The organism is Paracoccus panacisoli (assembly GCF_042435015.1).
In the GTDB taxonomy this organism is placed as follows: domain Bacteria; phylum Pseudomonadota; class Alphaproteobacteria; order Rhodobacterales; family Rhodobacteraceae; genus Paracoccus; species Paracoccus panacisoli.
On sequence record NZ_JBHMQU010000099.1, the window covers coordinates 1 to 8,313 of the forward strand.

At 63.4% G+C, this 8,313-nt stretch carries 10 protein-coding genes and 1 pseudogene; 4 read left to right on the forward strand and 7 right to left on the reverse strand.

Translation table 11 applies throughout. From position 1 onward, the window contains the following. Positions 1–829, reverse strand: an 829-nt coding sequence (mobQ, locus tag ACFHYO_RS15715; protein ID WP_394321643.1) for a MobQ family relaxase, incomplete at its 3' end; no start/stop codon positions are given. Positions 830–859: 30 nt separating this feature from the next. Here mobQ and ACFHYO_RS15720 point away from each other — a divergent pair. Further along, on the forward strand, positions 860–1,189 hold the full coding sequence (locus tag ACFHYO_RS15720) for a hypothetical protein (RefSeq protein WP_394321645.1): 330 nt from the start codon (positions 860–862) through the stop codon (positions 1,187–1,189). A gap of 325 nt (positions 1,190–1,514) precedes the next feature. On the opposite strand, the gene ACFHYO_RS15725 is transcribed toward ACFHYO_RS15720, so the two are convergent. The 6 genes from ACFHYO_RS15725 to ACFHYO_RS15750 all read right to left on the reverse strand — a co-directional run bounded on the left by ACFHYO_RS15725 (position 1,515) and on the right by ACFHYO_RS15750 (position 5,197). Beyond that, positions 1,515–1,796, reverse strand: coding sequence for a helix-turn-helix domain-containing protein (locus tag ACFHYO_RS15725; protein ID WP_394321647.1), 282 nt, complete (start codon positions 1,794–1,796; stop codon positions 1,515–1,517). A 215-nt stretch (positions 1,797–2,011) separates the two neighbouring features. Continuing rightward, positions 2,012–2,470 carry a hypothetical protein gene (locus ACFHYO_RS15730; RefSeq protein WP_394321649.1) on the reverse strand — a complete coding sequence of 153 codons (459 nt, stop codon included), beginning with the start codon at positions 2,468–2,470 and terminating at the stop codon, positions 2,012–2,014. A gap of 50 nt (positions 2,471–2,520) precedes the next feature. Continuing rightward, entirely contained in the window at positions 2,521–4,020 is a 1,500-nt protein-coding gene (gene tnpC, locus ACFHYO_RS15735; RefSeq protein WP_394321651.1) for an IS66 family transposase, read from the reverse strand. Positions 4,021–4,078: 58 nt separating this feature from the next. Next, entirely contained in the window at positions 4,079–4,426 is a 348-nt protein-coding gene (gene tnpB / locus ACFHYO_RS15740; RefSeq protein ID WP_394321653.1) for an IS66 family insertion sequence element accessory protein TnpB, read from the reverse strand. After that, the gene (gene tnpA, locus ACFHYO_RS15745; RefSeq protein WP_394321661.1) at positions 4,423–4,770 is read right to left on the reverse strand and encodes an IS66-like element accessory protein TnpA; all 348 of its coding nucleotides are present in this window, start codon (positions 4,768–4,770) and stop codon (positions 4,423–4,425) included. The genes tnpB and tnpA overlap by 4 nt, the downstream gene beginning before the upstream one ends. 178 nt (positions 4,771–4,948) lie before the next feature. Next, on the reverse strand, positions 4,949–5,197 hold the full coding sequence (locus ACFHYO_RS15750) for a helix-turn-helix domain-containing protein (protein ID WP_394321655.1): 249 nt from the start codon (positions 5,195–5,197) through the stop codon (positions 4,949–4,951). 80 nt (positions 5,198–5,277) lie between these two features. Here ACFHYO_RS15750 and ACFHYO_RS15755 point away from each other — a divergent pair, with 80 nt between their 5' ends. From ACFHYO_RS15755 to ACFHYO_RS15765, 3 genes and pseudogenes are all read left to right on the forward strand, one after another. Then, on the forward strand, positions 5,278–5,793 hold the full coding sequence (locus ACFHYO_RS15755; protein WP_394321657.1) for a hypothetical protein: 516 nt from the start codon (positions 5,278–5,280) through the stop codon (positions 5,791–5,793). Between the two features lie 250 nt (positions 5,794–6,043). Further along, a complete protein-coding gene (locus tag ACFHYO_RS15760; RefSeq protein WP_394321659.1) occupies positions 6,044–7,120 on the forward strand; it encodes a replication initiator protein A in 1,077 nt (358 codons plus the stop codon). A 105-nt stretch (positions 7,121–7,225) separates the two neighbouring features. After that, positions 7,226–8,313: pseudogene (locus tag ACFHYO_RS15765) on the forward strand (IS256 family transposase); the annotation flags it as partial.

Sequence of the window (8,313 nt, forward strand, 5' to 3'; positions counted from 1 at the left end):
CCTGGCCCTTGGCCATCGCCGCCCACGCCGCCCGCCCGATCGACGGCTGCGGGATATAGGTCAGGCGGACAACCTCGATCAGCGCCCGCTGCCGGGAGCGCGGATCAGGGGCAGCGTCAGCCCGCGCCTGCCAGTCGGCCCGCTGCGCCTCCAGCGAACGATGATCAAGCCGCCCCGCATGGCCCTCGGCCTCAAGCGCCGCGTTCGCCGCTTCGGCCCACGCCACGCGCCAGCCCTCCAGCAGCCCCGTGTCGTTCCACTCGCGGGCCTTGGGGCCGAACCCGTCCGCGTCGAGCCGCCGCATCGTCAGATGAACGTGGGCATGAGGCTGCGGATTTGCGGCGTCCGGGTCGTGCAGCGCCACATCTGCGATCATGCCAGCCGCCACGAAGTGGGTGCGAACGAAATCGAAGATCAGCTCGGCCCGCCCATTCGCTGAGAGTTCGGCTGGCAGACTGATGACGATCTGGCGGGCAAGCTGCGCGTCCTTGCGCTTCTCGGCGGTCTCGACCTTGTTCCATAGCTGGCCTCGGTCATGGACCCACTCCGGCGCCCCCTCGGGGGCCATGATCCGGGCCGCGACGATCCCTTTCTTGCGGCCGTAGTCGAAGGTCTTGCCGAGGCGCTCGTCGGTCAGCCGCGCGCCGGAGGGATAAGCCACCGCCGCAACCACCGAACGGCCATCGCTGCGCTTCACGACGTCGACTGAGAAATGATACATTCCGGATATCGCCTCGCAGGGGGTCAAGGGGGAGCGCAGCACACCCTTGTTCACACATCGGCTCGTCGATGTATAAGTGAAACCTTCGGTAAAGGTACCGTAAACCACGTCTTCAAATTGACAGGGAGCATTCGCTTCATGGCCCGAAACATCGAAGCCCAGATCGCCGAGGCGCAGAACCGCCTCAACAAGCTCAAGGACCGCGCAAAAGCCAACGAGAACCGCGGCCGCTACATCCTCGCCACCCTCGTTCTCGGTGCCGCGAAAACGGACCCGCGACTGGCGTCCAACCTTGCAACGGTTCTGCGCAACGGCCTCAAGACCGATCGCGACCGCGCCAGCTGCGCGACCATCCTCGCAGACCTCGATGCCGCCGCTCACGAGGCCACCCACCAGCAGCGCTCTGCCGAGCTCGCAGTCCCTGCCCCGCGCCCGGCCTACACAGCCTCGACCGATCCGCCCCGCTGACAGTCCCACCGGACAGAACTGCAGACCCCAGGGACGCCACACCCGAAGCGCGCCATCTCCCCTACCCCGATCGGAGACGCTGAGCCGGCTGTAGCGCCCCTCTCAGCGCCTCTGGCACGGTTGCGCGCCGGCAGGCTCGCTTCGCTCGACCACGGACCCGCTTCGCGGCCCTGCGGGTAGCTAGTCCGTGGCAACCTGCCTGCACCGTCGTGCAGCCGGCCAGGTCCCTTGCTGGTGATGAAGGAAACGGTCAGGCGATGCCGTCGCGCCTAGCCTTCCACCGCCCCACCTACTGGCCGTCACGGTTTGGCTAGCAAGGCGGCCTTCATGCCGCCGCCCTGATATCGACGGAGACATGGAGGCCGATGCGGGCAACCATGTTCACCAGGGCGTCGATGGAAAACAGATCGATCTTGCCGCGCATCAGGTCCGACACGCGCGGTTGGGTGACCCCGAGCTGCCTGGCGGCTTCAGTCTGGGTCCATCCCTTGGCTTTGATTCTGCCCTCGAGCGCCCGCATCAGCGCGGCCCGGACTTTCATGTTCTCGGGATCCTCGGGCGTGTCCTCGATGGCATCCCAGATGCTGCCGAACCGTTCGTTGCTCACGCGCCCAACTCCTTGCGATGGTGGCCATCGGCTTCCAGTCATCCGGGTCTTCGCCGTGCTGCACCCGGTCGATCTGGAACCCGGCTTCGCGTCGGGCTGAGAGCGGAAATCGTCGCAGGCCGACAGCGCGCCTCCTTTGAACTCAACCTCTTTCATGGGCAGATTATACCGGTCCTAGTATAATCTGCAACCACAGGACGGCGCCGGTTACCGACCTATGAGTTCGCAAGCGCATCGCGCGCGCCATTTTGCGGGTCCACCCTGCCCTCCAGCAGGGTCCAGTGCCGTTCGCCTGACAGGCGCTGCAGCTGCCCGGTGCGCGTCAGACGTCCCTCGGCCCGCAGTTCAGCAATACGCTCCAGCAAGGTTTTTCCGGTGAGCACATCCATCATGGCCTCCCCCTCGATCTTGGAGATCGCGCCGGTCTCGCAGTTCAGCAGCGAATAGCCTTGGTAATGCGGGCCCGGCTCTTTGGCCGCTCCGGGGCGGTCGTACCTTTCCGTGGTGATCCCGACAAAAGAACCGCCTTCGCGGATGACCGGATGCTCGAACAACTCGGTATCCGGGGCATCCATCGGACCGCGATAGCCGCAATCAGGCAAGGTCTTGCCAAGCTTTGGAGGCTCAGACGCGCACCCTGCCAGGACGGCCAATGTCAGAACGACAGTCCGCATGATATGGTCATCCTTTAGGTTACTTTGATCGTAACCGTCCGGTCTGACCGCTACCCGTTCCAGCGCCACGGCAGCAAGTCATCGACCTTTGTGATCTTGTGGTCGGGGATGCGGGCGAGGGTGTCGGCGAGCCAGGCGTGGGGATCGACGGCGTTGAGTTTGGCCGTTTCGATCAGGGTATAGGCGATGGCGGCGGCCTTGCCGCCGGCCTCAGATCCGACGAAGAGGTAGTTCTTCCGCCCGAGGGCGATGGCGCGCATGCCTCTTTCGGCAGTGTTATTGTCCAGTTCCAGAATGCCGTGGTCGAGGTAGGGGCGCAGGCGCTCCATCCGGGTCAGGGCATACCGGATTGCTCCGGCCAGCGGGGATTTGCCCGAGATCGTGGTGAGCTGCATGGCCAGCCATCGCTCCAGATCGTCGAAGACCGGGGCCGCATGGGCGCGTCGCAATTCGGCGCGGCGATCCGGTGGCGACCCTCTGGCCTGTTTCTCGACAGCATAGAGCTTGGCGATCCTGCCGATGGCCTGTTCGGCGATGGGGGAGCCCTGCGACCGGTGGATGTCGACGAACTTGCGCCTGACATGGGCCATGCAGGCGACCTCTCGGACGGCGCCGGATCGATAGAGATCCTCGAACCCTGCATAACCGTCGGCATGCATCCAGCCGCGGAAGCGGGCGAGATGGTCCCTGGGGTGCTGGCCCTTGCGGTCACCGGAGAAGCGATACCAGGCGGCGGGCGGCGCCGTGCCTCCCCAGGGGCGCTCATCGCGGGCATAGGTCCAGAGCCGTGCGGTCTGGGTCTTGCCTGTCCCGGGGGCGAGCATGCTGATGGGCGTGTCATCCGCGAAGATCGCCTCGGCTGACAGGACATGGCGGCCGATGGCATCGGCCAGCGGCTCCAGCAGGGCGGTCGTCTTTCCGACCCAGTCAGCCAGCGTGGAACGGTCCAGGTCGAGCCCATCGCGGTCGAAGATCTGGCTCTGGCGGTAGAGTGGGAGATGATCGGCATACTTGCTGACCAGCACATGGGCCAAGAGACCCGGACCGGGGCGGCCCCGCTCGATGGGGCGTGACGGCAGTGGCGCCTGAACGAACCGTTCGCAGCAAGAACAGGTCAGCCGAGGGCGAACGATCCGGTTCGCGATGAAGCGCCCAGGGACGTATTCCAGTTCTTCCGTCACATCCTCGCCGATCCTGCGCAGGCGGCCACCGCAACCGGCGCAGGCATCGGCGCCCGGGGTCAGCTCAACTTCCATCCGGGGGATGTGGTCCGGGATCGGGCGGCGCTTCGGTTTGTCTTTCTCTTCGATGTCCGGCAGGCGCATCCGCGCGGTCATTGCCGCCGCCGCGATCTCGCTGGTCTCAAGCGCCAGTTGCAGCTGCTCGGCGGTCTCGGACGACGCGCCAAACCGGTGCGCCCGATGTCCCGCAAGTTGATGGCGCAGCTTCTCGATCAGGATCGCCTGCGCCTTCACCTCGGCCAGAAGCCGCGCGGTGAAGCTGCGCAACTCCTCGGGGTCTTCCGGCAAGGTCAGGGTCTGATCGAGCATGCGGGAAGTTTATCCCACTGTATTCCTTGTGGGAATCCCTCTCTTGCGGGACGGCCGATTATCCCGCCGCCAGAGGCCGCCATGTCCGCTGTGGCGCCCGCCAGTCGATCCCTTCCAAGAGCATCGACAGCTGCGCAGGCGTCAGCGCTACCTTCCCCTCCTTGGCCGAGGGCCAGACAAACCGCCCCTTCTCCAGCCGCTTCATGAACATGCAGGCCCCTTGACCATCCCACCAGATCACCTTCACCAGATCGCCCTGGCGGCCACGGAAGACGAACAGATGTCCGGCAAACGGGTCCTGCTTCAGCACCGCCTCGGCCTGCGCCGCCAGCGCCGTGAACCCCTTGCGCATGTCGGTGACCCCGGCCGCCAGCCAGACCCGCGTGTTGGCCGGAACCGGGATCACGCCGTCAGACCCCGGATCAGCCGCGCCAGCGCCTCGGGATCATAGCTCCCGCTGATCCGCATCCAATGCCCGCCCGCAAGCTCGATCTCGATGTGGTTCTCTGCAGCAGGCACCGCCATCGGCGCCTTCGCCTCCGCGACGATCTCCACCGGCAGAAAGCGCGCGACATCTGCCGCACTGGCATCAGAAAACCGGGGATCGCGCAGCCAGGCAAAGACCAGATTGGCGTTCACATCATACCGGCGCGCAACCTGGCTCACCGAAATGCCAGGCACGCGAGTCTGCCCGCAGATCATCCGCTTCTCGTCGTCAGACCAGACCCGACGCTTCCGCCGCTTCGTCACGAGCAACCCCGATAGTGTCCATTATCCGATAGTGGACACTATCCTCTACGCAGCGCCGTCGGCAGAGCGGTCAGGCCGGACGGTTACCTTTGATCCGCGACACCGCCGTCATATCCCGACTCTCTAATCCCGGATTATACAGGTTACAGTATAACCCGCAACTTTCTGAGCGAACGATTCAGCGGCTTGTAGGAGCGCATTCCAACTCGTCGATGATCGTGGTCGCGCGGGAGCCCAAGGCGGTAGAATACTCAAGGAATTCGACGACATCCAGGCGCCGTTCACCGCTCTCGATCTTGGCGACGAAGGACTGCGGTCGCCCCATTCGGGCTGCCAGCTGAGCCTGGGTGAGCTGTGCTTCCACGCGATGACGCTTCAGCAGGGCTCTCAGGGCATGATGGGCGGGTGTTCGAAGACTTCGGGTCATGATCCAGGCAAGGCGGGTTCGCCTTGCTGCATGATCCCGTTCCAGTATTATCCCATTTCAGGTTATACGGAGCGTTCCCAATGCAGACAGACACCGACATCGCCGACCACGACGCCATCCTCCGCCTGGTCGCGACCCTCTGCGCCACCCGCCTGGTCGGACTGCCTGTCGATGACAAGGGAGAGATCGCACCCCTTGCCACGCGTCGACTGACGCCAGAGGACACCGTGCGCATCCGCCGCCAGATGGACACGCTGCTGTTCACCTTTCGGCGCGTCTCCTCGATCCACTATCAGCTCTATGAGCCTGAGGAGGACCTGCCCGAATGGCTGGCAGGCTGGTACCTTCGAGGCGCCATGCCGCACCATCCAGACTTCACCATCGGTCTCACCAAGTTCGGCAAGTTCTCTCTCCGGATCCACCGCGAGTGGCGTGGTCAGCCCCAGGAATTGTTCAGTGGTGAAGGTCTGACCCTGGGCGAGGTCGCGATGCACATAGCGGTGATGATCTATGGCTCCCCCGAGGGACACCATCTGCTCCGGACCGAGGAGATTCCCGCGTTCTGGGAAGTCCATGCTGCCTGCGCTCCCAGTTAAAGCAAGTCTACTCTACTTCCTCGTGGGGTGTTAAATTGTGTTAGTGATGTGTTACGCACGCCTAAACTACGAGTAGTGCCTTGATAAGCATGGGTTTCCTACACATCAGAGTTCCTGATACCCCGAACCTTGGTTCCTGATACCCCGAATCTTGGTTCCTGATCTCCGCGCGAGGCCAGAAGTTATCCACAGGACGGTTCCTGATACCCCGAACCTTGACAGACGGTTCCTGATACCCCGAATGTGGGCTATGGTTCTTGATACCCCGAATCCGCTCGACATGCTGCTGCCGGATCGTCATCCGCAGCCCGACTTCTTCATTTGTGACGTGGCTGATGCGGTCCTGAAGGACCTCATGCCGACGATGGAGCATCCCTTCTACGCCCTTTCGAAGAAGCCCGAGACCACGATCCGTCGGTATGCCCACCACGGTCACTGGCTGGAGGTCATTCCGAGCGTGAAGGGCCAAGCCACGATCTACGACAAGGACATTCTAATCTACGCCGTATCTCAGATTATGCATAAGGTGAACCAGGGCGAGAGGGTGGATCGCCGTCTGAGATTCAGCCCGCGGGAGCTCCTGATCTTTGTCAACCGCGGCACCGGGGGGAAGGACTACGAGGCCTTCGTCGAGGCTTTGGAGCGGCTGATGGGAACGGTCATCAAGACCAACATCACCACCCATAGCGACGGTTCCCCGGTTCCTCTCGGGGAAGAAGAGGATATCGGCCTATTCCATCTCATCGAGAGCGCCCATGTTCGCCGCAAGAACGGGGCACAAGATGGACGTATCCTCTGGGCCGAGATTCAGATTTCTGAGTGGATCTTCAATAGCATCCGCCGAAAGAAGGTGTTGACCTTACACCGAGATTATTTTCGATTGAGGAAACCAATCGAGCGGCGCGTCTATGAGATTGCGAGGAAGTTCTGCGGATCACAGCCGACCCACAAGGTCGGGCTCGAAAACCTGTTGAAGCGGACAGGTGCCAGAATGCCCATCAAGCGCTTCCGGCATGTCGTGAGAGATCTGGCAAAGCATGACCACCTGCCCGACTACAGCGTCAGCTTTGAGGAAGATGGCGACAACGTCGTCTTCACCAGTCGCGGTACTGTGATCTCCAGCAATGTCGTTGACGCCGCCAAGCCCATGCAGATCATCCGCCTCAAATCAGACACCTATCATGAAGCCCGCTTGGCTGCGCCTGGCTGGGATGTCTATGTGCTCGAACGGGAGTGGCGGGACTGGATGACAGAGGCTCCCAAGAACCCCGACGCCGCTTTCATCGGGTTCTGTCGAAAAACTTTCGAGCGCCGGGGCCGACCGTGAAGGGCGGTCGTGTCTCGGAAGTGGTGGAAATTTGAAGGCGGCGTAATCTCTGGGTGACTTGCAACCACCCAAACCGGCGGCGGCAACCGCCAGGGAGATCACGCCATGAACCAGATTACTGACACTGCGAGCTTTTCGCTACTGGCCGGGGAGGCCGGGTTCGACCCGATCGAGGAGCGACTGCGGACCAACGTCCGCGCGACCATCGAAGCCGTGTTCGAGGAGGAGTTGGCCGGCTTTCTCGGCCGCCTTCGCTACAGCCGTGGCGACGGCGCTGCAAAGGGCTATCGCCACGGGCACCGGGAGCGGCAACTCACGGGCACCTTCGGCACCGGGACGGTGCGGGTGCCGCGCGCCCGGATCGAGGATGAAGCTGGAAAGGTGACCGAGTGGCGCTCGAAGGCGCTGCCCCGCTACCAACGGCTGACGAAGAAGGCCGAGGCCCTGATCACGGCGGTCCACCTCTCCTGAACCAACACGCGCCGGGTCAAGCGGGCGCTGTTCGGGCTGTTCGAAGGCGCCGTCAGCAAGGACATGGTCAGCCGGGCCTGGCGCAAGGTCAAGGTGGACTGGGACGCCTGGTGCCCGCGCAGCCTGGCCGACGAGGACATCGTCCGCCTGATCCTCGATGGCACCGTCATCAAGACCCGGCTGGACCGCAAGGCCACCAATATCTCGGTGCTGGCGGCGATCGGCGTCCGTCGAGATGGGCAAAAGGTGCTTCTCTCGATCAGGAACATGGGCGGCGAAAGCACGGCTGCCTGAAGCAGCTTCCTCGCCGACCTGGACGCGCGGGGCTTGCCGCGGCCCGAGTTCGTGATCGTTGACGGCGCCCCCGGCCTTGAAGCCGCGCTCGTGGCGCTCTGGGGCGGGGACCTGTCCATCCAGCGCTGCACGGTTCACAAGCACCGCAACCTGCTCGGCCACGCCCCCAAGCGCCTGCATTAGGAGCTGAGCGAAGACTGCCGCGACATGATCTATGCCGATACGGCCGCCGAGATCGAGACGCGCCGCAAGGCCTTTCTTCGCAAGTGGAAGCTGAAGTGCCGGGCCGTGGCCGACAGCCTTGAAGAAGCGGGCGACAGGCTCTTCAGCTTCACCCGCCTCGATCCTTCGCAATGGAAGTCGGCAAGGACCACCAATGCCATCGAGCGTTTGAACGAGGAATTCCGCCGTCGCATCAAGACCCAAAC